Origin of the sequence: Mesorhizobium sp. LSHC420B00 (assembly GCF_000503055.1) — a bacterium.
Taxonomy (GTDB): Bacteria; Pseudomonadota; Alphaproteobacteria; order Rhizobiales; family Rhizobiaceae; genus Mesorhizobium.
This window is the reverse complement of record NZ_AYVY01000031.1, coordinates 21,673-46,820: the sequence shown is the minus strand read 5'-3', so window position 1 is coordinate 46,820 and position 25,148 is coordinate 21,673. Positions and strand designations below refer to the sequence as shown.

Sequence of the window (25,148 nt, the reverse complement as noted above, 5' to 3'; positions counted from 1 at the left end):
GTACTTTTGCAAAGCGCAGTGACCACCACGCCTTGGACGAGAGGGCTTTGTCGAGGCGGGAGACTCATAACAACCGTCAGTTCTATCTGGCCCATGGCGGGATCGGCTCGTTCCCTGCAAGATATCCGCGACGATTTGCGGAGGACCCATGCGAAAACTGATCTCCACCGGTTCGCCCTTCGAAAAGACCGCCGGCTATTCGCGCGCCGTGGTGCAGGGCGACTGGTGTTTCGTGTCCGGAACGACCGGCTACGATTATGCGACCATGTCGATGCCGGAGACCGTGGAGGCACAAACGCGCAATTGCCTGACGACGATCGCCAAGGCGTTGCGAGATGGCGGCTTCGAAATGGCTGACGTGGTGCGGGCACATTACTACATCACCGATGCGGCTTTCGTAGATGTGGTGTTCCCGATCCTCGGCGAGGCGTTTGGCGAGATCAGGCCGGCAGCAACGATGATCGTGTGCCAGCTCAACAAGCCGGAAATGAAGGTCGAGATCGAGGTGACGGCGCTGCGGCGCACAGCCTGATGCCTGTCACGGTTGCGACAACGACACGGTTAGCACGAGGATCGGCCCATGGTGAAGGTCAGACGCATCGTTGCAAACATAGACACGCAGGATATCGCGGCGGCACAACCCTTCTATCAGGATGTGCTCGGCCTCGATCTCAAGATGGATATGGGCTGGATCGCTACCTATGGCTCGCAAGAGACGATGTCCGTGCAGGTCAGTTTCATGGCCGAAGGGGGATCAGGAACGCCGGTGCCGGACATCTCTATCGAAGTCGACGACGTCGATGCCTCGCTTGAAAGCATGAGGACGGCCGGCTTTATCATCGAGTACGGTCCGGCAGACGAACCCTGGGGCGTGCGGCGCTTCTTCGTGCGCGACCCGTTCGGCAGGCTGGTGAATATCCTTTCGCATCTGTAGACGTTTTGTCTTGAGCATCGGATTTTCCCAAAACCGGTTGCCACTTTTGGGTCCGATGCTCTGAACCGCAGGCTTGCGCGTCGGTCGCTTGGCGTTTAGCAAGGCCGCGTTCATGCGCTAAAATAATCGGGACGGTTCTCATGGCTTCGAAAAATCTTCTCCTGCTTGCCGGCGATGGCATCGGCCCCGAGGCGATGGCCGAGGTGAAGAAGCTGATCGCCGCGATGAACGACAAGCTCGGCAGCGATTTCGTCACCGATGAGGGCCTTGTCGGCGGCTGCGCTTACGACGCACATGGCGCGGCGATTTCCGATGCCGACATGGCCAAGGCAATGGCGGCGGACGCGGTGCTGTTTGGCGCCGTCGGCGGACCGAAATGGGATGCCGTGCCTTACGAGGTGCGCCCGGAGGCGGGTCTGCTGCGGCTGCGCAAGGACATGGAGCTGTTCGCCAATCTTCGACCCGCCATTTGCTATCCGGCGCTGGCGGCGTCCTCCTCGCTCAAGCAGGAGGTGGTCGAGGGGCTCGATATCCTCATCGTGCGCGAGCTCACCGGCGGCGTCTATTTCGGTGAGCCGAAGCAGATCATCGATCTCGGCAACGGCCAGAAGCGCGGTATCGACACCCAGGTCTACGATACTTTCGAGATCGAGCGCATTTCGGGCGTTGCCTTCGAATTGGCACGCACGCGCAAGAACCACGTCACCTCGATGGAAAAGCGCAATGTGATGAAATCGGGCGTGCTGTGGAACGAGGTCGTCAGCCAGACGCAAAAGGCCAGGTATGCCGACGTCAAGCTCGACCATATGCTCGCCGATGCCGGCGGCATGCAGCTGGTGCGCTGGCCCAAGCAGTTCGATGTCATCGTCACCGACAATCTGTTCGGCGACATGCTGTCCGACATCGCCGCCATGCTGACCGGCTCGATCGGCATGCTGCCGTCGGCCTCGCTCGGCGCGCCGGATGCGAAGACAAAAAAGCGCAAGGCGCTCTACGAGCCGGTGCATGGCTCGGCGCCCGACATCGCCGGCAAGGGCATCGCCAATCCGATCGCCATGATCGCCTCCTTCGCCATGTGCATGCGCTATTCCTTCGGCATGGTGACTGAAGCCGACAAGCTCGAAGGTGCGATCGCCGCCGTGCTCGACGAGGGCCTGCGCACCAGGGATATTCATTCGCCGGGGATGACCGAGGTCGGCACCGCTGAGATGGGCGACGCGATCATCGCCAAGTTCCTGGGCTGATCCTGTGTAGGTCGACGTCCGCTGGGCGACTGCCGCCGATGCGGCGGCACTCCCGCGGTTAGATTTGGACACCCGCCGGCACCGGACCCCACTGGTTTTCACGCGGCTGGGTCGGGATCAGCGCAAAGATCAGGATGATCACGGTGCCGAAGGTCGGGATCAGGAAAAGCAGGAAGAGCCAGCCGGTCAGGCCGATATCGTGCAGGCGGCGCACGTTGAGCCCGAACCACGGCAGGGCTGTCGCCAGCAGGAAGAGGCCGCAAAGGCCGACCGTCACTGCCGGCAATTCACTGTTGTCGAGATTGCCCATGGCGTCGTCGATGAAGACGCCGAGTCCTGTCGCCACGATCAGCGCGATCGTCCAGAACAGGCAATAGCCCCAATATTCCTTGCGGCGGGCACGGCCGGCGAAGTTGAAATAATTTTCGGTCAGGCCACGCGAGAAGTAGCTCCACACGCCGGTGGATTCGGCGGTTTGATTTTCAGCGGAACGGCCGAAATGTTGCGGCTGACGTGCCGCGGGCGCATTGCCGGCCTGAGATGGGGCGGCCGTTGCAGCGGAGGCACGGGCGGGTGCACTGGCAGGTTGGGCGTGGATCGAAAAAACATCGCGTGCCCGTCCGCCAGCCGGCTGGAATTCGACGGTCGTGCCTCCGGCAACCGACGCTTGGCGGCGCAAGTCCTCGCGCGCGAAGCTGTAGCGGTTGCCATCGGCCCCGGTAATGAAACCGAAGGCCTGGTCCTCGTCATAGTGAAGAACTTCGCCGCGCATGTCCTGCCCACCCCATTGCCCTGCCCCAGACTGTGCAAAGTTCCGGTAGACCGCAAGGGGCGTGCGCGAAATGGAAGGGGCAGGCTATTCACCCCGGCCGTTTCTTCGATTTCTTGTGTTTCGCCGGTCCGCCTTCGAATTTCGCCTTGGCCGGTTTGCCGGCCCAGGGCCTTGCCTCGAATGCCGGGCGCTGGTCAGCCGGTGCGCGCTTCTCGAATTTGGGCGCGTTCTGATCGAATGTCCGCTTGCCGCGGTGCGGCTTCTTGTCGGGGCGCGGCTCCTGATAGCCGGCCCGCGACAGATCGGGCGTGCCGTCCAGCCGCTTGACCGCAATGTTGCCCTGCAGCTTGCGGTCGGGGCCGATCGCGGCGAGGAAGCGCTCGGCCCAGTCCGCCGCGATCTGCACGAAGGTTTCTTCCGGCTGCATCTTGATGGCGCCGATCTCGCGCTTGGAGATGCCGCCTGTCCGGCACAGCATCGGGATCAGCCAGCGCGGCTCGGCATTCTGCCGGCGTCCGACCGACAGCGAGAACCAGACGCTGTCGCCGAAATCGTCGCGGCGGCTCGGTGCCTCGTCCCGGCGCGCAAATTTTTCGCCCGACGGCGTGAACGGTGCGACGTCGAGAAGATCCTCCGGCGCCGAGCGGCTGGAGCGGCACATCCGTACGAAGGCTGCGGCGACCTGTTCGGGTCCGTGCTGATCGAGAAGCGCCTGGACGAAGCCTCGCTCCTCATCCTTCATAGGCTCGCTGAGGACCGGGTCGGCGAGAATGCGCTCGTCATCGCGCCGGATCACGTCGTCGGCCGAGGGCGGGCTCGCCCAGGTCGCCGCAAGGCCGGCACTCTGCAGCAGCCGCTCGGTGCGTTTGCGGGCATTGTTGGGCACGATCAGCGCGCTGACGCCCTTGCGCCCCGCCCGTCCCGTTCGCCCGCTTCGGTGCAGAAGCGTCTCCGGGTTGGTCGGCAAGTCGGCATGGATCACCAGCTCGAGGTTGGGCAGGTCGATGCCACGCGCCGCGACGTCAGTGGCGATGCAGACCTTGGCGCGGCCGTCGCGCATCGCCTGCAGCGCGTGGCTGCGCTCGTTCTGGCTCAGCTCGCCGGACAGTGCCACGACGGAAAAGTTGCGGTTGTTGAAGCGCGCTGTCAGGTGATTGACGGCGGCACGCGTGTTGCAGAACACCAGCGCGTTCTTCGCCTCATAGTACCGCAGCACGTTGATGATGGCGTTTTCGCGGTCGGCCTGCGCGACGCCCAGCGCCCGGTATTCGATGTCGAGATGCTGCTTCTCCTCGCCCGAGGCCGAGATGCGCACGGCATCGCGCTGGTAGCCCTTGGCCAGCGTGGCGATGGAGCGCGGCACGGTCGCGGAAAACATCAACGTGCGGCGCTCGGCAGGGGCGGCGTCGAGGATGAATTCCAGGTCCTCGCGAAAGCCGAGATCGAGCATCTCGTCGGCCTCGTCGAGCACGACTGCCTTGAGCGCCGACATGTCGAGAGAATTGCGGGTGATGTGGTCGCGCAGGCGGCCGGGCGTGCCGACGACGATATGGGCGCCACGCTCCAGCGCGCGTCGCTCGGTGCGCATGTCCATGCCGCCGACGCAGGACGACACCGTGGCGCCTGTCAGCTCGTAGAGCCATTCCAGCTCGCGCGTCACCTGCAGGGCCAGCTCCCGTGTCGGCGCCACGGCCAGCGCCAGGGGTGCCGCCGCGTGGGAAAAGCGCTCGGCGCCGTCGAGCAGCGTCGGCGCCAAGGCCAGTCCGAAAGCGACGGTCTTGCCGGAGCCGGTCTGGGCTGAAACCAGCGCATCGGCCTGACCGAGCTCAAGAACCGCTTTCTGCACCGGTGTCAGCTCGACATAGCCGCGTTTTTCCAGCGCCTTTGCCAGCGCGGGGACAATAGCTTCGAAGTTGGACATATGCTTCTTTCGAAATTCGGATTCTTAAATGCCCGGCGACGGGTCTGATGTCGGCAAGCGCCACGACGGGCGCCACGAGCCAAACGATGCCCGTTCGTACTTCGTGCCGCCCTCATTGTACAGGGCGGGCGATCCGCCTGGTTGCGATTGACTCCTTACGCAAACCGCGTAAAAGCCGGCACCGAACGGGATAGTTTTCGATGCGCGGCCTTTTGATGGCGCTTCTTGCCTTCGACATCCCCGGCCCCAATGCGAACCATTGGGCCGGACGTCTCGGTGCGCCTTTCCGTTCCAGCAAAACCACGTTCTTGGTCAAAAAAACCGGTAAAACGACCACCAAAACGGTCTGATTCCCTTGGCCTAACCACCCTCTCCCGGGTCCGGCCCGGGGTGAAACCCGCATTGGCCGGCGGGTTTTCTCCAGAAACCGAGCGGAGAGGGACAGGAGATTTCGATGAGTTTCAAGGTTGCGATCGTCGGCGCCACGGGCAATGTGGGCCGGGAAATGCTCAACATACTGGAAGAGCGCGGCTTTCCGGTGAGCGAGGTGGTGGCGCTGGCCTCGCGGCGCAGCCAGGGCACGGAAGTGTCGTTCGGCGACCGCACGCTGAAGGTCCGGACGCTCGACCAATATGATTTTTCCGACACCGACATCTGCATCATGTCGGCCGGCGGCAACGTCTCCAAGGAATGGTCGCCGAAGATCGGCAAGCAGGGCTGCGTCGTCATCGATAATTCATCGGCCTTCCGCTACGACCAGGACGTGCCGCTGATCGTTCCCGAAGTGAACCCGGATGCGATTTCGCTGTTCACACGCAAGAACATCATTGCCAACCCGAACTGCTCGACGGCGCAGCTGGTCGTGGCGCTGAAGCCGCTGCATGACTTCGCCACCATAAAGCGCGTCGTCGTCGCCACCTACCAGTCGGTCTCCGGCGCCGGTAAGGAAGGCATGGACGAACTGTTCACGCAGACGCGGGCGGTGTTCGTCGCCGATTCCGTCGACGTCAAGAAGTTCACCAAGCGCATCGCCTTCAACGTCATCCCGCATATCGACGTCTTCCTCGACGACGGCTTCACCAAGGAAGAATGGAAGATGGTGGCCGAGACCAAGAAGATGCTCGATCCCAAGATCAAGCTGACGGCGACCTGCGTGCGGGTGCCGGTGTTCATCGGCCATTCGGAAGCGGTCAACATTGAGTTCGAGAAGCCGATCACCGCCGATGAGGCGCGCGAGATCCTGCGCGAGGCGCCGGGCTGCCAGGTCATCGACAAGCGCGAGGACGGCGGCTACATCACGCCGCTGGAATCGGCTGGCGAGGACGCCACCTTCATCTCGCGCATCCGCGAGGATTCGACCATCGACAACGGCCTGTCGATGTGGATCGTCTCCGACAATCTGCGCAAAGGCGCGGCACTCAACGCGGTTCAGATCGCGGAGCTGCTGGTCGAGCGCGGGCTGATCCAGCCAAAGAAGAAGGCGGCATAACTTCTCGCTCACGGGCCGCATCGCCGCTTCGCGGCTGGCCCTCCGCGGGGGCGCCGGACGGCCGGCGGCCCGCGGTCGCAGGCTTGTGAGATGAGCATTGCGACTAAAATCGCGCTGCGTCCGGCTAACGGGTCGGACGCAGGCGCAATTGCCAGGATCATGCGCGCAGCGCTTTCGTCGTTCGACTGGATGCCGGTCCTGCATACACCGGATGAGGAGATGGCCTTCATCAGCGGCACCGTGCTGGCGCAGCAGCACGTGACGGTCGCCGAAATCGACGCGGCCATTGTTGGCTTTGTCGCCGTTGCAGGAGAATGGGTCGAGCAGCTCTATCTGGATCCTGCCTGGACTGAACAAGGCATCGGCGCCCGGCTGCTGACACAAGCAACCGCGAATTTGCCGGTTGTGAAATTGCATTGCTTTCAGTCGAACTCAGGCGCTCGGCGCTTCTACGAGCGCCATGGTTTTCGCGCGGAAGCTTTGGGCAACGGCACGAACAATGAAGAGCGATTGCCCGACATTTTGTACGTCCGAAGGCATTGATCCTTATCGTGCGGCGTCCGCAGCGAGTTTCTGCAAAACATCCAGCGCCTCCTCCGCCCGGTCGGCGGGCACGAACAGGTGATCGTGGTAGAAGGCCGAGACCGGATTGACGCCGATGCCGGCGGTGGCCAGCCGCGCGGTGATGGCGGCGAGGAAGCCGACCGCTTCCAGCGACGAATGGACGTTCAGCGTCAGCATCCGGCAGCGGAACACGGTTTTCAGGCCAGCGGTCTTGGCCTGGTCTTCAAGCACGATCAGCGTCATGCCCTGTGCTCGCGAAACAGCATTACCGGATCGAGCTGGGAACGGCCGCATCAGGTGGCAACGTGGTGAAGACATGAACGCCGGCAAGCAACTCCGGCGTCATTGCCGCCAGCAACTTTTTCAGGTCGGTCTCTCCGGCCATCGCTTACTTTCGTTGTGCGATTAGGCGGCTGCTGCCGTCGAGCGCTCGGGAGATACCCTTACGGATTTCCAATAACGCCCTCCACCTCACCTCGCAAGGTGGACTTGGCCAGGTTGGTTGCTGGCTGAACTTGCACATCCAAGGTCGCCGTCCCCGGAGTGAAAAAGCACTGGAGGCATGTCGGATGGCCGTCATGGGACGCGTCCTTGGTTCGAGCTGGCAGAAAAGCCAGTGCTCGCAACGACCGGAGGGAACATCAATGACCAAGTCTCAGGCAGCATCCGTCTCACCGCGCGCCCTCTGGGCCGGTCGCGTGCTCAGCGCCGTCATCGTGCTGTTCATGATCTTCGACGGCGTCATCAAGCTACCGCCGCTCGAAATCGTCACCCAGACCATGGTGCAGCTCGGCTGGCCAGCCGATGCCAATGTCTCGCGCATGCTCGGCATCATTGGATTAGTCTCGACAGCACTTTATGTACTGCCGCGCACCTCGGTGCTCGGCGCCATCCTGCTCACCGCCTATCTCGGCGGCGCCATCGCCACGCATGTGCGTATCGGCAGCCCTTTGTTCTCGCATATGCTGTTCGGCGTCTACCTCGGCGCCATCCTCTGGGGCGGCCTGTATCTGCGCGATCCAAGGGTGCGCGCGCTGATCCCGTTCAGCCAATAGCAGCGACTTCCAAAGCCGTTCGATGGCGGCCACGCCGCCAGAGAGGGCGCTGTCTGCCGCCGCCTTTCTTCTCTTTGGACAAATCGAGCGCCGCCCGGTCTGCTGCCGATCTTCTTCTTTGGATCAAATTGGCTGGTTGCGAGTTAGGGGGCGCAGCGGCGAGGACGGCACCCTGTTGGAGAGGAACGACAATGAAAAAGGTGATGATCTTGATGGCCCTGCTGGTGCCGCTCGGTGCCTGCTCCCGTACTGAGCAAGGCGCGGCCGTTGGTGGCCTGGGCGGTGCGGCGGTCGGCGCCGCAGTGGCCGGCAACCCGACCAAGGGCGCGGTGATCGGCGGTGCGGCCGGCGCCTTGGCCGGTGCGCTGATCGGCCGTGCCAGCGAAAGCGGCCAGTGCCGTTATCGCGATCGCAATGGCCGTGTCTACGTTGCGAGTTGCCCGGAAGGCTATTGATCGGGCCGCATCATACGGATGGACAGCAAAACGGCGGGCAAAGGCCCGCCGTTTTGTGACTGGTCAGCCGTTTTGTGAAGGGCAATCGATGACTTATTCGGCGCTGGCGGCTTCCGCCTCGGCCGGCGCGGCGGAAGCGGCGGCAACAGCGGCTGCAGCTTCCTCCTGCGCCTTCTTCAGCAGGGCTGCGCGCTCTTGCGCCTTCTTGCCGGGCTCGGCCTTCTTCGGGTTGGCGCGGGCTTCGCGCTTGGCGAGGCCGGCCTCGTCGAGGAAGCGCAGCACGCGGTCGGTCGGCTGGGCGCCGTGCGACAGCCAATGCTTGACGCGCTCGGCGTCAACCTTGACGCGTTCGCCGTCCTTGGGCAGCAGCGGGTTCCACGAGCCAAGCGACTCGATGAAACGGCCGTCGCGCGGCGAACGGGCATCGGCGACGACGACGTGGTAATAGGGACGCTTCTTCGAGCCCGCACGGGCCAGTCGGATTTTCAGTGGCATTTCTTTTCTCCTAAAAAGCTCTGATTTGGTTGATCGGTTGGTGGCTGGTCCTCAGCCGGTTTTCGTTATGCCGTTGGATGCGGCGATCTGCTCGTGATGGCGGATCACTTCGCGGACGACGAAGTTCAGGAATTTTTCCGCGAAATCCGGGTCGAGATGGGCGTCCTTCGCCAGTTGGCGAAGACGGGCGATCTGCTGCTGCTCGCGTGCCGGATCGGCAGGCGGCAGGCCATGCTCCGCCTTCAGCACGCCGACCGCCTTGGTGCAGCGGAAGCGCTCGGCCAGCATGTGGATCAGCGCCGCGTCGATGTTGTCGATCGAGGCGCGATAATTGACCAGCGCCGCGCGCGCGTCAGCCATGTCCTTTTCTTCGTTCATGGCGCCCTCATTTCTTCTTGCCGAGGCCAGGCAGCCCGCCGCCGGATCCCGGCAAACCAGGGAGCTTCATGCCGCCGGGCAAGCCAGGCAGGCCACCGCCAGCGGGAAAGCCGCCGGGCAGGCCCTTCATGCCGCCGAGCCCGGCCGCCTGTGCCTGCTTCTGCAAGGCCTCGAGCTGCTTGGGGTCCATCTTGGACAGATCGGGCATGCCGCCGCCCATCATGCCGCCTTGGCCGCCCATGCCGGGCATCATGCCGCCGAGCCCCATCTTGGAAGCGAGGCCGCCCATCATGCCGCGCATCAGGCCGCCACCTTTGCCCTTGCCGCCCATCGCCTTCATCATGTCGGCCATGCCGCGATGCATCTTCAACAGCTTGTTGATTTCGGCCGCGTCGGTGCCCGAGCCGGCGGCGATGCGCTTCTTGCGCGAGTGCTTCAGAATATCGGGATTGGCGCGCTCGGCCTTGGTCATCGACGAGATGATGGCGAGCTGGCGGCCGAACATCTTGTCGTCGAGACCGGCGGCGGCCATCTGGTCCTTCATCTTGCCCATGCCCGGCATCATGCCCATGATGCCGCCCATGCCACCCATTTTCGACATTTGCTGAAGCTGGCCGGCGAGGTCGTTCAGGTCGAACTTGCCCGACTGCATCTTCTTGGCCATCGCCGCCGCCTGCTCGGCGTCGATGTTCTCGGCTGCCTTTTCGACGAGGCTGACGATGTCGCCCATGCCGAGGATGCGGTCGGCGATGCGCTTGGGGTGGAATTCCTCCAGCGCGTCCATTTTTTCGCCGATGCCGATCAGCTTGATCGGCTTGCCGGTGACGGCGCGCATCGAGAGTGCTGCGCCACCGCGACCGTCGCCGTCCATGCGGGTCAGCACGAGGCCGGTGATGCCAACACGCTCATCGAAGCTTTTCGCCAGATTGACGGCGTCCTGGCCGGTCAGCGAATCGGCAACCAGCAGGATCTCGTGCGGCGACGACACCTTCTTGATGTCGGCCATCTCGACCATCAACGGCTCGTCGATGTGCGTACGGCCGGCGGTGTCGAGGATGACGATGTCGTGGCCGCCGAGCTTTGCCGCCTGCACGGCGCGGCGGGCGATGTCGACTGGCGTCTGGCCGGCGACGATCGGCAGCGTCGCGACCTTGACCTGCTCGCCGAGCTGACGGAGCTGCTCTTGCGCGGCGGGACGCCGCGTGTCGAGCGAGGCCATCAAGACCTTCTTGTTCTGGCGCTCGGCCAACCGCTTGGCGATCTTGGCCGAGGTCGTCGTCTTGCCGGAACCTTGCAGGCCGACCATCATGATGACGACCGGAGCCGGCGCATTGAGGTCGATGGCGACGCCCTCGGCGCCGAGCATCTCGACCAGCTCGTCATGGACGATCTTGACGACCATCTGGCCGGGCTTGATCGACTTGACCACGGCGGCGCCGACGGCCTTCTCGCGCACCTTGTCGGTGAAGGAACGCACCACTTCCAGCGCCACGTCGGCCTCGAGCAGCGCGCGGCGCACCTCGCGCAGCGCCGCCGAGACATCCGCCTCCGACAAGGCGCCGCGGCCGGTGAGGCCGTTCAGGATCGAACCAAGACGTTCCTGTAGCGATTCAAACATTCTTTTTCCTTTTCCCTGGCACCCGGATGATGCCCGAGAGGTAATGCGTTCGCGCCAGCTGTCCAAGCAAAAGCCGGTCCGGGCAAAAGCCCAAAGCCAAAAAGCACCCGGGGGCGCACAGCGCTGCCGGGTGTTGGCCTCCGGGATCGATTTACAGCACTTCACCTCAAAGAGGTTTCGGCGTCCCGGTCGGTTTGCTCGGAGGAATACTCGTCGCGGAATTTCGCGGCGTGTAGACAGGAAATCGGCCGCGGAGTCAAGCTTTGGTCAGGCTTTGCGCCAAATATGCTCAGGACCACCAGGCAAGGCGCATCAGCGCACGCTGCTGGCGCGCGCCATATCCGGCTCGACCTTCAGCGGGGAGCGCGGATGCAAAAGCAGCAGAACGGTCAACAGGCTGCTGACGATGCCGATCGCGGCGATGAGGACGGCGTCTGAAGTCGTCCAGCCGGCGGCTTCGAGCGGCTTGGCGTTGAACAGGGCGAAGGAATTATAGCTTTGCTGGTGCGAAATCAGCAGGAAGCCGGTCAGATTGTTGCCGAGATGGGCGCCGAAGCCGGCACCGAGATTGCCGGTTGCATAGACCAGAAGCGTCAGAAGCAGCGCAAAGGCGGCGATCGAGGCCAGCACGCAGGCATTGATCGCGGCGCTCGAGCCTGGGCTCCAATGTAGCGAGGTGAACAGCAATCCCGGCAGCAGCGCCCAGATGAAAGGGTTCTGGAACCGGCTCGCCAGGCCCCTGAGCAGATAACCGCGAAACAGCATCTCCTCCGACGAGGTCTGCAGAAAGGTCAGCGCAGCGATCGGGATCAGGAACAAAAGCCACGAGGACAGGCCGATCGTACCGCGCGCAATATCGGGCTGCAGGCCGTAAAGCAGGATCTCGGAAAGCAGCGAGGTGATCAGCACGGCGGCCAGCCCTTTCAGGAACCCCGACCATGAAATGCGCCGGCTGACGCCGATCAGGGCCGTCAGCTTCTCGCGATGGATCCAGCGCATGGCAGCCCAAAGGCCGAGCCAGATTCCGGCAAACGAAGCCAGCGCCGCGAGGATGCCCGCTGGAGAGGCCATGAAATCCTGCACCGCTCCTCCACCTGGCGGGGCGGTGCCAGACGACGCCTGCCAAACGGCAAAGGCATAGGTGCCGCCGAACAGCACGGCGGCAGTGATTCCGAGCCAGAACAGGATGACGACGACCGTTCCAAGCAGAAGGCGCGGCAAAGTGGTCTTCTCGTTGGCGGTGTGCCGGTACTGTTGGAAGGCGGTCGGGTCGATCGTCACGCGGGCTCGCTGGCTGGTGCTTCGGCTCGCATGATCTAGAGCATCGGACGCAAAAGTGGAAACCGGTATTGCAGCGGCAATGCCGGCTTGTGGCAATGTCGGGGTGTGAGCGGCCGCCATTACAGGGCGACCGCCCTGTTTTGCGCGTCAGCGCACGACGTACACGATACGCCGGCTGCTCGGATCGACCAGCGCCGGCTGGCCGTTCACATAGACGTAGCGATAATCATAATCGGGTATCTCGCGCAGTTCGACGGTGTCGGGCAACATCGCGCCGGTAACCACCTCGCCTTCGAGATAGACCGGATCGAGCCGGTTCGTTTCGACATAGGTGCGGATTTCCGCCGGCGGCCGCCGGATGGGCTCGATCGCCTCGCCGGCAACGATCGCTCCGGTATAGCTGTCGGAATATTCGGCGCTATCGGCAGGCGGTGTCACGACGGCAATGTCGGCGCCGGCCGGACGCTGTGTCAGGACCACACGGCTGCCGCCGAAATCGGCCGTCACATAGTCGGAATAGACCCAGCCCTGGCCGTTGGCCTCGGCGATGGTGCACCATTTGCTGTTGGCGATGCAGCCGTCGAGCGTCGCCGACTGGCCGGCCGCGAGTACCCCGATGACCGGATATTGCGGGCCGGGGCCGGCGCGTACATTGAGATCGGTGATGGCCGAGACGGCGGTTTCGGCCAAAGCAGAGCCCGACATCGCTATGAGCGCTCCGGCCACCGCCGGAAACAATATGCGTTTCATGGTTTTCTCTCCGTTTCACAGTCCCTCGGGACCGAAAACGAAGCAAAGCGGCATGCGTTCCGGCTAAAAAGCCTCCGCCGGCTCACGATTTGTTCCAATAGTTTTCGGCAGGTCAGTCAAAAGCTCGTGAACAAAAGCAAGCTTTTGCGCCGCCACGTCGGAGATTACGAAGGGATACAGATCGGGCAGGCCCATGCAGCGGTTGATCGAGTTGGAAGCTTCCGACAGCACCAGCCAGCGGTCGAGGATCTTTTCGAAAGGCTCCGGCCTGGTGGCGGGTTCCGATGGTGCCGGCTGCAGCTCGACGCCGGTATCGGCGCGCGGCAGCTCGTTGGCTTCGACGGTCTCCAGCCGGCCGAGCGGGAAATTCAGCGCATGCACCATCTCCAGCGTGTCGGTGATGTGCATGTGATGCGCCCATGTCTCGGCCCAGTCCTCCCACGGGTGCGACGTCGCATAGGCCGAGATATGGCGCTGCTGCCAGTCGGGCGGCGCGCCATCGGCGTAATAGGTCTTCAGCGCTTGTTCGTAGCCGGCGCGTTCGTCGCCGAACAAAACGCGAAAACCGGCAAGCTTTTGCGGATCGTCACGGATCAGGCGGTCCCAATAGTAATGGCCGAGCTCATGGCGGAAATGGCCGAGCAGCGTGCGGTAGTTCTCGCCCATCTCGACGCGCCGCCGCTCGCGCTCAGCCGAGTCCGCCTCGGCGACGTTGAGCGTGATCAGGCCGTTGTCATGGCCGGTCAGGATACGCTCGCCACCGGGACCGCCACCGATAGGATCGGCAAGAAAATCGAAAGCGAGGCCGATCTCGTCGCCGGGATTCTGCTTGGATGCGACCGGCAGGCCGAAGGCGAGCAGCGAATAGACGGCACGCTTCTTTGCCGCCTCGACACGGATCCAGCGGCGGCGATTGCCGTCGACCGACAGATCCGGGATCAGCTGGTTCAGCGTGCAGGCGCGGCAGAAGGCGTGGCCAGGCTCCGCCATCCAGTTGCAGGCGCATTCGTCGGCGTTGGTGCATTGGAAGATGTCGTCGATGCCGGACAGCACAAAACGCGCATGCTCGGGATCATAGAGCACGAGGCTGGCGCAGTTCAGGCATTGCGCGTTCTCGAAATAGAGACGGTGGCCGCAATGCGGGCAGTCGAAAAGCTTCATTGGCGTCTCAAATCATTCGAAATGCGGAGGACGAGGCGAACAGGACAAGGCCAAACGCCTGTCACCGGCCCACGTTCCTGCCGGCCGATGCTATTTTGCCGCAAGCTGGGCCACGACCTCCCTGGCCACTGCCTCGCCCGACAATCTGGCGCCGCCGCAGGTCTGCATCAGCGGACCGGCCAAATGCTCGCCGGCGAAGAAGATCTTTTCCGCCACCGGCTGCATCAGCGTGGCGCGCGCTTGCGAGCGGCCGGGCCGCGCCGCCGCATAGGCGCCGCGCACAAACCGCTCAGCGCCCCAATTGGTCATCATTGCGCGTCCGACATGCTTTCGTACGTCGCCGCCAAAGATGCCGCAGAGCCGGTCGACGACGAAGTCGATGCCGGCCGCCTCGCCCACCGCCGACATCTCCCAAGCGAAATCGCCGCCGACGAAACCGACCATCAAATCGAAGTCGAAGGGAAAGCAGAGGAAGTAGATGTCGTGCCGGGCCAGCCGCTCGATCAGCAAATCGTCGAACGGCTCCAAGCCAAGCCTCGTGCCGGATATTTCGACCGGCAGCTTGGTCAGCATGCCCATCGGCAGATCGAAGAAGGCAGCGAAATGCCCATCGGGGAGTGCGGGCGAGAACGCAATCTCCTCGAAGGCGAGCACTGCCGGCGAGGCGGTGACGATGACAGCCTTGGCGCGGATGGTACCGCGATCGGTGACGCAGGCTACGCCCGGCCCATCCCAGAGGATCTTGCGCACCGGCGTCGACAGCTCCACCGGCACGTCGGCGCCGAAGCGCGCAACCAGCGTGCCGAAGCCTTCCCTGGTGAAATAGTTCGGATCGAGATCGGCGGCGGCCTGAAAGTCGCGGATCGATATCTCGTCCTCGTCGGCGCCGAAATCCATCGGCCCCGCGAAGGTTGCGGCGGCGCGCGGCGCGTGGCCTTTGGCGAGCAATGCCGAAAGGCGGTCATCGTCGCCTTCCCTCACCTGATGTGCCGCCACCAGTTCGAGCAGTCTTGCGTCGGCCACCTTCATCGCGGCCTCTTCGGCTTCGCTTGCCTTTCGCTCGCGGTAGTAGAGATGATCGACATTCATGTCGTGGTGATGAAGCGTCCAGGCGGCGGCTTTCGCCTCGGGAAAGTAGGGATTGCGGTCTGCCGCATGCAGCCAGGCGCAGCCGATGTCGAACGGCACGCCGAAATGCTGGTCGCTGGTCCAGGCGCGGCCGCCGACGCGGTTCATCGCTTCTAACAATTTGAAGGAAAAACCGGCGGCGCGCAGGGTCTTGGCAGCCGAAAGTCCGGCCGAACCGGCGCCGACGATCACGACATCAACGTCTTTCATGCTTATTCTGTCCCCGCCACAATAATTACTTGATCGTAGGCAAATTCCCGGGCATCCGCCAGTGTGGTGGATTTGAAGTTCCTGCTGTATTGAGTGCATCGGCGCAGCGCCGGGACAGTGACAAGCAGGTGTTTCGCTGGCAAATTCGCAATTGGGAACGTGATTCAGGCAACCAGGAGAGCAGCATGGCATTTCTTGCCAAGGGGAAGATGTTTGTAGTGGCCACGGTGGTGGCGGTGCTTGCGCTGGCGACGGGCGCGCAGGCGGCGGCCAGTTGTGGCAAAAACGGCGCCGGCTTCGAGGCGTGGAAACCGGAGTTTGCCGCGGAGGCCAAGGCCGACGGTGTCGGCTCGAAGGGTCTGGCCGCTCTGGCTCGCGCAACCTACGCGACAAAGACGATCTCCGTCGACCGCGCCATCCATAAGGCTTTCAGCGGCTCGGTCGAAGCTTTCATGAAGCGCCGTGGCGCGTCCGCGATCATTGCCAGGGGCCGTGCGCTGAAGAAGGCCAATGCGGCGCTGTTCGACAAGATCGAACGGAATTACGGCGTGTCGCCGGGTGTGTTGATCGCCATCTGGGGTATGGAGACGGGCTTCGGTTCCGCCATGGGCAACCAGAATACGGTCTCTGCCATTTTAACGCTCGCCTATGATTGCCGCCGTCCGGAGTTCTTCTATCCCCATGCCATTGCAGCCCTGAAGCTGGTCGATCGCGGAGCGTTGAGCGCCTCGTCGGTCGGTGCCGCACATGGCGAGATCGGCCACACGCAGTTCCTGCCCGGAAATGTTTTGACGTATGGCGTCGGCAACAAAAATCTGCGCGACAAGAGCACTGCGTTGGCTTCCACGGCCAACTTCCTCAAGGGCCATGGTTGGCGGGCCGGAGCGAGCGCGCAGGCGAATATGGGCGCAATCGCTGGCTGGAATTCCGCTAGCGTCTATCAACAGGCCATCGCCCGCATGGCCACAGCCATCGATGCCGACTGACAGAAATCTCTATTCGATAGAATGATTCGACACAAAGCCCGGCCATGCGCCGGGCTTTCTATTTCACGTCGAGCGCGTAGGAGCAGCCGGCGAGAACCTTGCCGGGATGTGAATTAACGGTTGAGACATTGAGCGCAATGTGCGTGGAAAATGTCATGCCGTCGGCTTCCTCGCTGCTTTCGACGAGCACCTTCTCGCCAAGGAATTTGTCCGGTGTCGAGATTTGCGCTGTGACGCCGAGCGCTCGAGCGAGATCGGGCGCGGAAACATCGTCAAACACCGCCATCGGCCCGGTCGCGGTAAGGACGACGGCCGCCGTTTCGCGCCCGAAGACGCCGACCGTGGCCGGCAGCTCGTATTGCCTGAGGAAAGGATTGCCGGCGGTGACTTCCTTCCAGCCAAGTTTTTCCGCCGCGCCGGGCTCACCGCTCAGCCACAAGGCGAATCCGTTATAGGCCGGCACGTCGGCCCTGCATTCAACCAGCGCGGCGAGGTCGAGCGAGGTGGGATCGAATTCCTCCGCTCCGGCTGCTGCCAGGCCCGCCAGCAACATCAGCGGAAGTCGCGTGGCGCGTCGCAAACTAACCATCGCCGACTCACTTCCCTTTGATGACCTTCCAGATGTCGGTGGATTGGTCGAGCTGAAGGCTGTTTATGTCGGAGAAGCCAATTCGGCCGCTGCGCACCGCATCGCCCAAGCGCCGGCAGAAGAGGCTCGGCATGCGTTCCTGAGAAACGCCCATGAAGGCTGCGATCTCATGTTTGAACGTAATGGTCCATGTAGCGACAGCGGCGATGCATCCCGCCTGGGGATCCTTCTTCGTGGTGTCCTGTCCGGTCTGGCAGCCCGCCAGAATGCCAAACATCGCCGTCAAAATCAAAAGACCAAGTCGCATTATTACAGCCCCATTGCCCAAAAAAAAATTGGACAATCCGGCCATGAGGTCAAGCAAGAAAAGCCCTGCAGCTGTCATTAGAAATAACTACATTAGCTCACTAAGAGTATGGATCCAGGCTAAGCAGGATTTTCATGAATATATACTTAGCCTTTACGACCACGCGCCGCCAGCGTGCGCAGCCTCAGCGCATTGAGGCGGATGAAACCTTCGGCATCTTTCTGGTCGTAAGCGCCGCGGTCGTCCTCGAAGGTGACCAGCGCATCGGAATAGAGCGTCTTCCTCGACTTGCGGCCGGTGACCATGACGTTGCCCTTGTAGAGCTTCAGCCGCACGATGCCTTCGACGTCTTCCTGGCTCTTGTCGATCATCGCCTGCAGCATCAGCCGCTCGGGCGCGAACCAGAAGCCGTTATAGATCAGCTCGGCATAACGCGGCATGAACTCGTCCTTGAGATGGGCGGCACCGCGGTCGAGCGTGATCGATTCGATCGCCCGGTGGGCCGATATCAGGATGGTGCCGCCGGGGGTCTCGTAGACGCCGCGCGATTTCATGCCGACGAAACGGTTCTCGACCAGATCGAGCCGGCCGATGCCATTGTCGCGGCCGACATCGTTCAGCGCCGCCAGCATCGTTGCCGGCGACAGTTTCTTGCCGTTGAGCGCGACGGGATCGCCCTTGAGGAATTCGATTTCGATCTCTGTGACCTCATCCGGCGCATCCATCGGCGAGATGGTGCGCTGGTGGACGAATTCCGGCGGCTCGCTCCACGGGTCTTCCAGCACCTTGCCCTCGGAGGAGGAATGCAGCAGGTTGGCGTCGACCGAGAACGGCGCATCGCCCTTCTTGTCCTTCGGCACCGGAATCTGGTGCTGCTCGGCGAAATTGATCAGATCGGTGCGCGACTTGAACGACCAGTCGCGCCAGGGCGCGATGACCTTGATGTCGGGGTTGAGCGCATAGGCCGAGAGTTCGAAACGCACCTGATCGTTGCCCTTGCCGGTGGCGCCATGGGCGATCGCATCGGCGCCGGTCTCCCTGGCGATCTCGACAAGATGTTTCGAGATCAGTGGCCGGGCGATCGAGGTGCCGAGCAGATAGGTGCCTTCATAGACAGCGTTGGCGCGGAACATCGGAAAGACGAAATCGGATACGAACTCCTCGCGGACATCGACGATGCGAATATCCTTGATGCCCATCATCTCGGCCTTGCGCCTAGCCGGCTCCAGTTCGCCACCCTGGCCTAGATCGGCGGTGAAGGTCACGACCTCGGCGCCGAGCTCGGTCTGCAGCCATTTCAGGATGATCGAGGTGTCAAGGCCGCCAGAATAGGCGAGCACGACTTTCTTGACGGCTTTTGCTTTCGACATGGTGGGCGGTTCCGCGACAGGATTCTTGCGGGCGAGGTATCACGGCGTTTCGGGGCTGCGCAAGGGAGGAACAGGCGCCTGGGAGCCGCAAGCGCTGGACCAGACGCCGTGGCGGCGAGATGCTGGCGTCGGCGAGGCGCCTGCGCTATAGGCTGCGCCTTCTTGTCCGAGGCCGCCAATGTCCTTCATTCCCGACAACGCTACGCTTATCCAATTCGCCATCGCGACGGTGATCCTGGCGATTACGCCTGGGCCGGACATGACGCTGTTCGTGTCGCGCACGCTGAGCCAGGGCCGCGCCACCGGCTTCGCCTCGATGGCCGGCGCGCTGTGCGGCACGCTGATCCACACCACGTTGGTGGTGGTCGGCGTCTCGGCGCTGATCGTCGCCTCGCCGATGGCGTTCTTCGTGCTGAAGATTTTCGGCGCCGGCTATCTGGTCTTCCTGGCCTGGCAGGCGATCACAAAAGGGTCGGCGTTTTCACCGGAGAAGAAGAGCGGGCCGCAGATATCGCTGGTTCGCAGCTGGGCGGCGGGGCTCGGCGTCAATCTGCTCAATCCGAAGATCATCCTGTTCTTCATGACCTTCCTGCCGCAATTCGTCTCCGCGCATGATCCCAATGCGCCGGGAAAGCTGTTCTTCCTCGGCGCGATGTTCGTCGTGCTGTCGGTCCCGGTGACAGCGCCGATGGTGCTGGCGGCGGAAAAATTCTCGGCGGCGATGAAAGCCAGCCCGCGCGTGACGCGCGTCGTCGACTATCTGTTTGCCGGAGTTTTTTCGGCCTTCGCGCTCAAGATCCTGACGGCCCAGGCGAAATAGGGCGTCCGATTTGACGCCAGCTCCCAGCCGAGCGGCCGGCGCTCAGCCAGTAGAAAATACCGCCGACCATGCCGCAGCCGATCACCGCCAGCATGACGCTTGTGTTGGTAACCTCGAAATTGGCGTCGTTCGTCTGGTGGACGAAGCCGAGGAAGACCGCCGCCACCGCCGCGCCCGCCAGTGCATAGAACAGCCAGTCGCGCCGGCCGAGGATTTCGGAAACCAGGATGGCGATCGCCGCCGGCATGAAAGCGAAATAGGCGACGAACAGCGCGACGAAGGGGACGGAAAAATAGAGGGAAGCCGTCGCCGCCGGCGGTGCCTGCTCCGGCGTGTAGCCCAGGGACGCCAGAAACATGATATTGAGAAATGCGCTGGCCGCCAGCGAGGCGACGCCATAACCGATCAGGATGACGGCGAAGCGGATCAGATAGGCGACGACGCGATTCACGCCTCGCCGTGCCCTGCGATCATCATCGCTTCCAGCGCCAGCCGGTCGACTTTGCGCATGCGCTCGGAGTCCGATTTGAGCTGGCCGCAGGCGGCGAGGATGTCGCGGCCGCGCGGCGTGCGGATCGGCGAGGCATAGCCGGCATTGTTGATGTAGTCGGCGAATTTCTCGATCGTCTCCCAGTCCGAGCACTGGTAGTTGGTGCCCGGCCACGGATTGAACGGGATCAGATTGATCTTGGCCGGGATGCCCTTGAGCAGCTTGATCAGCGCCTTGGCGTCCTCGATGGAATCATTGACGTCCTTCAGCATCACATATTCGAAGGTGATGCGCTTGGCGTTGGACAGGCCGGGATAGGCACGGCAGGCAGCGATCAGCTCGTTGAGCGGATACTTCTTGTTGATCGGTACCAAAAGGTCACGCAGATCGTCATTGGTAGCGTGCAGCGAGATTGCCAGCATGACGCCGATCTCCTCGCCGGTGCGGAAGATTTCGGGCACGACGCCCGAGGTCGACAGCGTGATGCGCCTCTTCGACAGGGAAAGCCCGTCGCCGTCGGATGCAATCAGCAGCGCCTTCTTCACCGCCTCGAAATTGTAGAGCGGCTCACCCATGCCCATCATGACGACGTTGGACACTTTCCGGCCCTCGGCCGGCACGATGGCGCCGTCGGGCGTGTCGCGGTCGGGGAAATCGCCGAGCCGGTCGCGAGCTGTCAAAAGCTGGGCGAGGATTTCTTCCGCCGTCAGGTTGCGCACCAGCTTTTGCGTGCCGGTGTGGCAGAAGGAGCAGGTCAGGGTGCAGCCGACCTGCGAGGAGATGCAGAGCGTGCCGCGGCCTTCTTCGGGAATGTAGACGGTCTCGATCTCGACCGGCCGGCCGGCGCCGCGCGGCGGAAAGCGGAACAGCCATTTGCGCGTGCCGTCGGAGGAAATCTGCTCCTCGACGATCTCGGGCCTGGCAACGGTGAAATGCCTGTCCAGTGCGGCGCGCAAATCCTTGGAGATGTTGAACATGCCGGCAAAATCGGAAACGCCGCGCACATAGATCCAGTGCCAGAGCTGCTGGGCGCGCATCTTCGCCTGGCGCTCCGGCACGATGCCGGCGGCGACGAGGGCGGCCCCGAGTTCGGCGCGCGTCAAGCCGATCAGCGACGGCTTTTCAGGCGCCGTGCGGGTGCGCAACGCGTCACGCGCGCCTTCGGCGGTAAGATCGAATGAAAGGGTCATTGTTGCGCCAATATAAGCGATTTGCGGCCGATTACAGCATCGTGCCCGAAATGAAGCGCGGCGCATAGCACAGGTTGATGGCGGAGTCATGCAGGGGGTTCTTCCTTCTCCCACAAGGAGAGAAGGCAAGACCGCACGAACACTGGTTCTTTACGTCGCTGTGTTAGGTCGTGAACGTCCCGGACGAGGACTTTACTTGCACTTGGCGATCGAGGCCAGCGCCGCCGAGATGCCCTTCAGCGAGAAGACGTAGGTGGTGGTATTGCCGCGGCCGGACTTGGCTGACACCTTCATGTCGGTGCCGGTCTTCATCGCGGCGATCAGCACCGGCTCCTCGGCGGCGTTCTCGACCCAGGCCGACTTGCCGCGCGTGAACATCGAAAAAGACTTCTTGTCGATGGTGACGGTGGCCTTGGAACCTTCCTGGAAGGTATAGCCGGCGATGAATTGCGGCTCGTAGGACACTTGCTGCCCCGGCCGCTGGCTGACGAAGAAGAACATGTCGCCATGATCGAGCGTCGGCGGCTGCTTGTCGGTTGGCACGGTCAGGACATAGCAGACCTTGCCGCCGCCCGACGCCTGGTAGCTGTAGGTGCCCCAGGCATTGTGCTGGCCGATCTTGGTTGCCGACTGCGCCAGCGCGGGCGCCGTCAAGGCCACCAGGGCCAGGCTGGAAACTATAGCAATCAATCCGCGCATCGCTTTTCCCGTATTCCACTGGTGCGGCGGCAGGCCGGCTCGGCGTCCTGCCCGTCGCTTCATTTTGATTTAATCTGGGTTACCAAACGGTGAATTTCCCCTGAGAAAAGGATGTTCACGCCAGGAAACCGCCGCCGTCTTCGCGCTGCCGCTTGAAAAAGCGGCTGGCGCAATGTCCCTGCCGCGACTTGGAGGCCACGAAAACGGCAAGAGTTTGACTTTTCAAGCAGCTAGGTCTTGCAGCGATTCTCGCTTTTCTGAGAGCTACGTGACGAATTTCCCGCCAGGCGGTATATGTCTGCGTTCGGCTCCACGGCACTCGGCCAGGGTGCCCTCCTTGGCGGCTTACGGGAGATTTGGCCATGGCCATTTCCGAGACAGTTCTGATCCTGGCGGGCGGCACAGTCGTCCTGGCGATCGTGTTCGGCATTCGTGTCGCCGTCCGCGCGGTGGCCAGCGGCGCGGTGCCCCGGTCGGATGGCGGAGAGGTGGCGGGCGGACCGGGCGCGCCCGACGTGGCGGGGGTCATTGCGCTGCCGCCTTTGATCTTCCTCGGCTTCCTGGGGGCGGCAACCGTGCTCGAGGTGCTCGCGCCGCTCCCGGTCATGGCCGGGCAGGCCCTCGCCCGCTATCTGGCCGGCGCCGTGCTCGCGGTGTGCGGCTTCGTGCTCATCTTTATGGCCGCGGGGCGCTTTCAGGCCGCTGGAACCAACATACCACCGACCTTGCCAACGACGGCGCTGGTCGTCGACGGTACCTATCGGTGGACCAGAAATCCGTTCTATCTGGGAGCGACCCTTATCTATCTGGGCCTCGGTGTCGCGGCCGGAAGTCTTTGGGGTATCGCGCTCGTCATTCCCTTGCTGTGGGTGATCAATACGGGCGTCATCGCGCCGGAAGAGCGTTATCTCGAGCGTAAGTTCGGAGACGCCTATCGCGCCTACAAGACGCGGGTGCGGCGGTGGCTTTGACGGCCGGAAAGTCGGTTCCCGCGCGATTTTTTGCGCCGTACCGGCTCAGCTCTTGTCGGCGATGGCCTGCCTGGCGGCGAGCCGGTGCGCCGGCGTGATGTGGGCGCTGACGGTTGTGATCGCCGCGGTCAGCACAGCGATGTCGTCGGTGAAGCCAAGCCCAAAGATGAAATCGGGGATGACGTCCGTCGGCAGCACGAAATAGCCGAGCGCAGCCAGCAATGTGCCCTTGGCGCGCAGCGGCGTCTTCTTGTCCATGGCGCAGTAATAGGCGGCGACCACCTCCTCCATGAACGGGATCTGCCGGGCAGCCTTCTTCGCCGTACGCCAGAACTTTTCGCGCACTTCGCTCTCATTGCCCAGCTTGCTGCCGAGGCCGAAGAAATCAAAACCGGATTTTTGCGCCATCAACCTCTCCTTGCCGCCGTCGCGTGACTTCACGCGTGACCGCGAGGCAAAATGTGGTGAAAGCCGAACCTCGCTGCAAGGTGCAGATAACGTCAGGTGCCGAAATAGCGGTTCATCTTCCTGGCCAGATCGAAATCCAGCGCGGTCAGGCCGCCGGCGTCGTGTGTGTTGAGGGTCACGTTTACCGTCTTGTAGACGTTCGACCAGTCGGGGTGGTGGTCCATCTTCTCCGCCGCCAACGCCACGCGGGTCATGAAGGCAAAGGCTTCCGAGAAATTCTTGAAAGTGAAGCTGCGGCTGATCGAACCACCATCCTTGGCCAGCGACCAGCCGTCGAGGCCGGCAAGTTCGGCGCTGATCGCCTCTTTTGCTAGTTTCTCCCTGGCCATATCCGTCTACCGCATGATCCGCGAAGCGTCGGCGGCGCCGGCCAAACGGCTGGCGATGCGGTTGTCGGCACCTGAAAGCGGCCAAGCCTCCTCGACGACGTAAGGCCCGCCGCCGACCGAGTCGCGCGACGACATCAGCACGAAGCGGCCGACCCGGAACGGCAGCGTCGAAAAATTGCCGCGCGCCGACAGATACTGGGCGACGTCGAGCGGGCTCGCATTGCGCAGGCGGGCCAGCGTCACATGCGGCATGAACTTGCGCGGGTCGGCCGGGATGCCGAGCCGCTGGCAGATGCGCTCGATTTCGCTTTGCAGAGCGGAAAGATCGGGCGAAGCGGCGACCCCGGCCCACACCGCATGCGGCTTCTTCTGGCCGAAGGCGCCGACGCCGGACAGCGTCAGCGAGAAGGACGGGCGGTGAACGCGGTCGAGCGTGTTGGCGATTTCGTCGGCGACATGGCCCTCGACATCGCCGATGAAGCGCAGCGTCAGATGATAGTTTTCGACGTCGATCCAGCGGGCTCCGGGCAGGCCGCCCCTGAGCAGGGACAGCGAAAGAGCGGCATCACGCGGTATTTCGAGGGCGGTAAAAAGACGCGGCATGGGAAGCCTCCTGTCCTCGAATCGAACTCTTGCCCCTAGCGAATCATCGATATTCAAACGGGGCAAGGGGTTTGTTGGTCGCAGGCCTGCCTAAAAGCTTCCCCTGCGGAAGGTGTTGCAGCGGCGAACCCTCGCCTTCAGGAATTGCCCCGGATCGCTTCAATGGTCTTCTCCACGCTGGGCAGGATACCCTCGACGATGCGGTCGACGCCTCGGGCGTTTGGATGAAGACCGTCTTCGAGCTGCAGGACGGATTGGCCGGCGATGCCCTCGAGAAAGAAAGGATAGAGCGGCACGCCGTATTTTTCAGCCAGTCTCGGAAAAGTCGCGTCGAAGGCCCTCTGGTAATCGGCGCCGAGATTCGGCGCCGCGCGCATCCCGGCCAGCAACACGGCGATCTTGCGCTGCTTCAGCTTTGCCAGCATGGCGTCCAGGTTCTTTTCCGCTATGGCGGGCGAAACGCCGCGCAGCATGTCGTTGGCGCCGAGCTCCAGGATGACCAGCTGCGTGCCGTCCGGCACCGACCAGTCGAGCCGCGACAGGCCGCCGCTCGTCGTATCGCCGGAAACGCCGGCATTGGCGACCGTGACATCGTAGCCCTTGGCGCGAAGCGCGGCCTGCAGCTTTTCGGTGAACCCCTGACCCGGCCCAAGGCCATAACCCGCCATCAAGCTGTCGCCGAAGCCAACGATGGTGAAGGGCTCGGCGCGCGCCGACGAAATGGCGCTGCAGATCGCGAGGAAAAGGGCGAAGGCTGCGGCAAAAGTGTGTTTGAAAGCCATGCGGCAGGCCCCATATGACCAGGAACATCTGTTGGCGAAGGCAGGTTTTCGTCTTTGTCGAGCATCGGATGCTCTAGCCCTCTTCCCCC

At 63.0% G+C, this 25,148-nt stretch carries 30 protein-coding genes and 1 pseudogene; 12 read left to right on the top strand and 19 right to left on the bottom strand.

Annotation, left to right across the window (positions count from 1 at the left end; all coding sequences use genetic code 11):
- The first annotated feature begins 148 nt into the window (after positions 1-148).
- From X760_RS67965 to leuB, 3 genes are all read left to right on the top strand, one after another.
- Positions 149-532, top strand: coding sequence for a RidA family protein (locus tag X760_RS67965; protein ID WP_023721922.1), 384 nt, complete (start codon positions 149-151; stop codon positions 530-532).
- Positions 533-583: 51 nt separating this feature from the next.
- Positions 584-934, top strand: coding sequence for a VOC family protein (locus X760_RS67960; RefSeq protein ID WP_023721921.1), 351 nt, complete (start codon positions 584-586; stop codon positions 932-934).
- Positions 935-1,074: 140 nt separating this feature from the next.
- Positions 1,075-2,178 carry a 3-isopropylmalate dehydrogenase gene (gene leuB / locus X760_RS67955; RefSeq protein ID WP_023721920.1) on the top strand — a complete coding sequence of 368 codons (1,104 nt, stop codon included), beginning with the start codon at positions 1,075-1,077 and terminating at the stop codon, positions 2,176-2,178.
- A 58-nt stretch (positions 2,179-2,236) separates the two neighbouring features.
- On the opposite strand, the gene X760_RS67950 is transcribed toward leuB, so the two are convergent.
- A complete protein-coding gene (locus tag X760_RS67950; protein WP_023721919.1) occupies positions 2,237-2,950 on the bottom strand; it encodes a DUF805 domain-containing protein in 714 nt (237 codons plus the stop codon).
- Between the two features lie 88 nt (positions 2,951-3,038).
- The gene (locus X760_RS67945) at positions 3,039-4,871 is read right to left on the bottom strand and encodes a DEAD/DEAH box helicase (RefSeq protein ID WP_023721918.1); all 1,833 of its coding nucleotides are present in this window, start codon (positions 4,869-4,871) and stop codon (positions 3,039-3,041) included.
- Positions 4,872-5,071: 200 nt separating this feature from the next.
- Here X760_RS67945 and X760_RS77415 point away from each other — a divergent pair, with 200 nt between their 5' ends.
- From X760_RS77415 to X760_RS67935, 3 genes are all read left to right on the top strand, one after another.
- Complete coding sequence (locus X760_RS77415) at positions 5,072-5,221, top strand: hypothetical protein (protein ID WP_023721917.1); 150 nt, start codon at positions 5,072-5,074, stop codon at positions 5,219-5,221.
- Between the two features lie 104 nt (positions 5,222-5,325).
- Complete coding sequence (locus X760_RS67940; RefSeq protein ID WP_023721916.1) at positions 5,326-6,360, top strand: aspartate-semialdehyde dehydrogenase; 1,035 nt, start codon at positions 5,326-5,328, stop codon at positions 6,358-6,360.
- A 90-nt stretch (positions 6,361-6,450) separates the two neighbouring features.
- The gene (locus tag X760_RS67935) at positions 6,451-6,903 is read left to right on the top strand and encodes a GNAT family N-acetyltransferase (RefSeq protein WP_023721915.1); all 453 of its coding nucleotides are present in this window, start codon (positions 6,451-6,453) and stop codon (positions 6,901-6,903) included.
- Positions 6,904-6,906: 3 nt separating this feature from the next.
- On the opposite strand, the pseudogene X760_RS67930 reads toward X760_RS67935, so the two are convergent.
- Positions 6,907-7,309 (bottom strand): annotated as a pseudogene (locus X760_RS67930) (ACT domain-containing protein).
- A 259-nt stretch (positions 7,310-7,568) separates the two neighbouring features.
- On the opposite strand from X760_RS67930, the gene X760_RS67925 reads away from it, so the two are divergent.
- Together X760_RS67925 and X760_RS67920 are read left to right on the top strand one after the other, a co-directional pair.
- Positions 7,569-7,979 carry a DoxX family protein gene (locus X760_RS67925; protein WP_023721914.1) on the top strand — a complete coding sequence of 137 codons (411 nt, stop codon included), beginning with the start codon at positions 7,569-7,571 and terminating at the stop codon, positions 7,977-7,979.
- Positions 7,980-8,170: 191 nt separating this feature from the next.
- Entirely contained in the window at positions 8,171-8,434 is a 264-nt protein-coding gene (locus X760_RS67920) for a YMGG-like glycine zipper-containing protein (protein WP_023680734.1), read from the top strand.
- Positions 8,435-8,527: 93 nt separating this feature from the next.
- Here the strand turns inward: X760_RS67920 and rpsP are convergent, their stop codons facing one another.
- From rpsP to X760_RS67885, 7 genes are all read right to left on the bottom strand, one after another.
- Positions 8,528-8,929, bottom strand: a complete 402-nt coding sequence (gene rpsP, locus X760_RS67915; RefSeq protein ID WP_023721913.1) for a 30S ribosomal protein S16 — start codon at positions 8,927-8,929, stop codon at positions 8,528-8,530.
- Between the two features lie 51 nt (positions 8,930-8,980).
- On the bottom strand, positions 8,981-9,307 hold the full coding sequence (locus tag X760_RS67910; RefSeq protein WP_023721912.1) for a chorismate mutase: 327 nt from the start codon (positions 9,305-9,307) through the stop codon (positions 8,981-8,983).
- A 7-nt stretch (positions 9,308-9,314) separates the two neighbouring features.
- Positions 9,315-10,925 (bottom strand): signal recognition particle protein, encoded by a 1,611-nt coding sequence (gene ffh / locus X760_RS67905; RefSeq protein WP_023721911.1) that lies wholly within the window; start codon positions 10,923-10,925, stop codon positions 9,315-9,317.
- Positions 10,926-11,237: 312 nt separating this feature from the next.
- A complete protein-coding gene (locus X760_RS67900) occupies positions 11,238-12,206 on the bottom strand; it encodes a type II CAAX endopeptidase family protein (RefSeq protein WP_023721910.1) in 969 nt (322 codons plus the stop codon).
- 147 nt (positions 12,207-12,353) lie between these two features.
- A complete protein-coding gene (locus tag X760_RS67895; RefSeq protein WP_023721909.1) occupies positions 12,354-12,956 on the bottom strand; it encodes a DUF1236 domain-containing protein in 603 nt (200 codons plus the stop codon).
- A 63-nt stretch (positions 12,957-13,019) separates the two neighbouring features.
- The gene (locus X760_RS67890) at positions 13,020-14,117 is read right to left on the bottom strand and encodes a putative zinc-binding metallopeptidase (protein ID WP_023721908.1); all 1,098 of its coding nucleotides are present in this window, start codon (positions 14,115-14,117) and stop codon (positions 13,020-13,022) included.
- A gap of 90 nt (positions 14,118-14,207) precedes the next feature.
- Positions 14,208-15,455 carry an NAD(P)/FAD-dependent oxidoreductase gene (locus X760_RS67885; protein WP_023721907.1) on the bottom strand — a complete coding sequence of 416 codons (1,248 nt, stop codon included), beginning with the start codon at positions 15,453-15,455 and terminating at the stop codon, positions 14,208-14,210.
- Between the two features lie 185 nt (positions 15,456-15,640).
- Between X760_RS67885 and X760_RS67880 the strand changes: the two genes are divergently transcribed.
- Positions 15,641-16,441 (top strand): lytic transglycosylase domain-containing protein, encoded by an 801-nt coding sequence (locus X760_RS67880; RefSeq protein ID WP_023721906.1) that lies wholly within the window; start codon positions 15,641-15,643, stop codon positions 16,439-16,441.
- Between the two features lie 58 nt (positions 16,442-16,499).
- Here the strand turns inward: X760_RS67880 and X760_RS67875 are convergent, their stop codons facing one another.
- Positions 16,500-16,994, bottom strand: a complete 495-nt coding sequence (locus X760_RS67875; protein ID WP_245278720.1) for a hypothetical protein — start codon at positions 16,992-16,994, stop codon at positions 16,500-16,502.
- A 13-nt stretch (positions 16,995-17,007) separates the two neighbouring features.
- Between X760_RS67875 and X760_RS77410 the strand changes: the two genes are divergently transcribed.
- On the top strand, positions 17,008-17,418 hold the full coding sequence (locus X760_RS77410) for a hypothetical protein (RefSeq protein ID WP_198030555.1): 411 nt from the start codon (positions 17,008-17,010) through the stop codon (positions 17,416-17,418).
- Positions 17,419-17,483: 65 nt separating this feature from the next.
- Here X760_RS77410 and X760_RS67870 read toward each other — a convergent pair whose 3' ends face one another.
- Positions 17,484-18,707 carry an argininosuccinate synthase gene (locus tag X760_RS67870; RefSeq protein WP_023721903.1) on the bottom strand — a complete coding sequence of 408 codons (1,224 nt, stop codon included), beginning with the start codon at positions 18,705-18,707 and terminating at the stop codon, positions 17,484-17,486.
- Positions 18,708-18,885: 178 nt separating this feature from the next.
- On the opposite strand from X760_RS67870, the gene X760_RS67865 reads away from it, so the two are divergent.
- Positions 18,886-19,527, top strand: coding sequence for a LysE family translocator (locus X760_RS67865; RefSeq protein ID WP_023721902.1), 642 nt, complete (start codon positions 18,886-18,888; stop codon positions 19,525-19,527).
- Here X760_RS67865 and X760_RS67860 read toward each other — a convergent pair.
- From X760_RS67860 to X760_RS67850, 3 genes are all read right to left on the bottom strand, one after another.
- The gene (locus X760_RS67860; protein ID WP_023721901.1) at positions 19,499-19,978 is read right to left on the bottom strand and encodes a hypothetical protein; all 480 of its coding nucleotides are present in this window, start codon (positions 19,976-19,978) and stop codon (positions 19,499-19,501) included. The two genes, X760_RS67865 and X760_RS67860, sit on opposite strands and share 29 nt — an antisense overlap.
- Positions 19,975-21,207, bottom strand: a complete 1,233-nt coding sequence (gene rlmN, locus X760_RS67855; RefSeq protein ID WP_023721900.1) for a 23S rRNA (adenine(2503)-C(2))-methyltransferase RlmN — start codon at positions 21,205-21,207, stop codon at positions 19,975-19,977. The genes X760_RS67860 and rlmN overlap by 4 nt, the downstream gene beginning before the upstream one ends.
- 192 nt (positions 21,208-21,399) lie before the next feature.
- Positions 21,400-21,906, bottom strand: coding sequence for an invasion associated locus B family protein (locus X760_RS67850; protein ID WP_023721899.1), 507 nt, complete (start codon positions 21,904-21,906; stop codon positions 21,400-21,402).
- 362 nt (positions 21,907-22,268) lie between these two features.
- On the opposite strand from X760_RS67850, the gene X760_RS78310 reads away from it, so the two are divergent.
- Positions 22,269-22,877, top strand: coding sequence for an isoprenylcysteine carboxylmethyltransferase family protein (locus X760_RS78310; RefSeq protein ID WP_023721898.1), 609 nt, complete (start codon positions 22,269-22,271; stop codon positions 22,875-22,877).
- A 45-nt stretch (positions 22,878-22,922) separates the two neighbouring features.
- On the opposite strand, the gene X760_RS67845 is transcribed toward X760_RS78310, so the two are convergent.
- From X760_RS67845 to X760_RS67830, 4 genes are all read right to left on the bottom strand, one after another.
- Complete coding sequence (locus X760_RS67845) at positions 22,923-23,285, bottom strand: YkvA family protein (protein ID WP_023721897.1); 363 nt, start codon at positions 23,283-23,285, stop codon at positions 22,923-22,925.
- Positions 23,286-23,377: 92 nt separating this feature from the next.
- Entirely contained in the window at positions 23,378-23,674 is a 297-nt protein-coding gene (locus X760_RS67840) for a 4a-hydroxytetrahydrobiopterin dehydratase (RefSeq protein ID WP_023721896.1), read from the bottom strand.
- 6 nt (positions 23,675-23,680) lie between these two features.
- Positions 23,681-24,277 (bottom strand): RNA 2',3'-cyclic phosphodiesterase, encoded by a 597-nt coding sequence (thpR, locus tag X760_RS67835; protein ID WP_023721895.1) that lies wholly within the window; start codon positions 24,275-24,277, stop codon positions 23,681-23,683.
- Between the two features lie 137 nt (positions 24,278-24,414).
- Positions 24,415-25,059 carry an arylesterase gene (locus tag X760_RS67830; protein WP_023721894.1) on the bottom strand — a complete coding sequence of 215 codons (645 nt, stop codon included), beginning with the start codon at positions 25,057-25,059 and terminating at the stop codon, positions 24,415-24,417.
- Between the last annotated feature and the right edge of the window lie 89 nt (positions 25,060-25,148).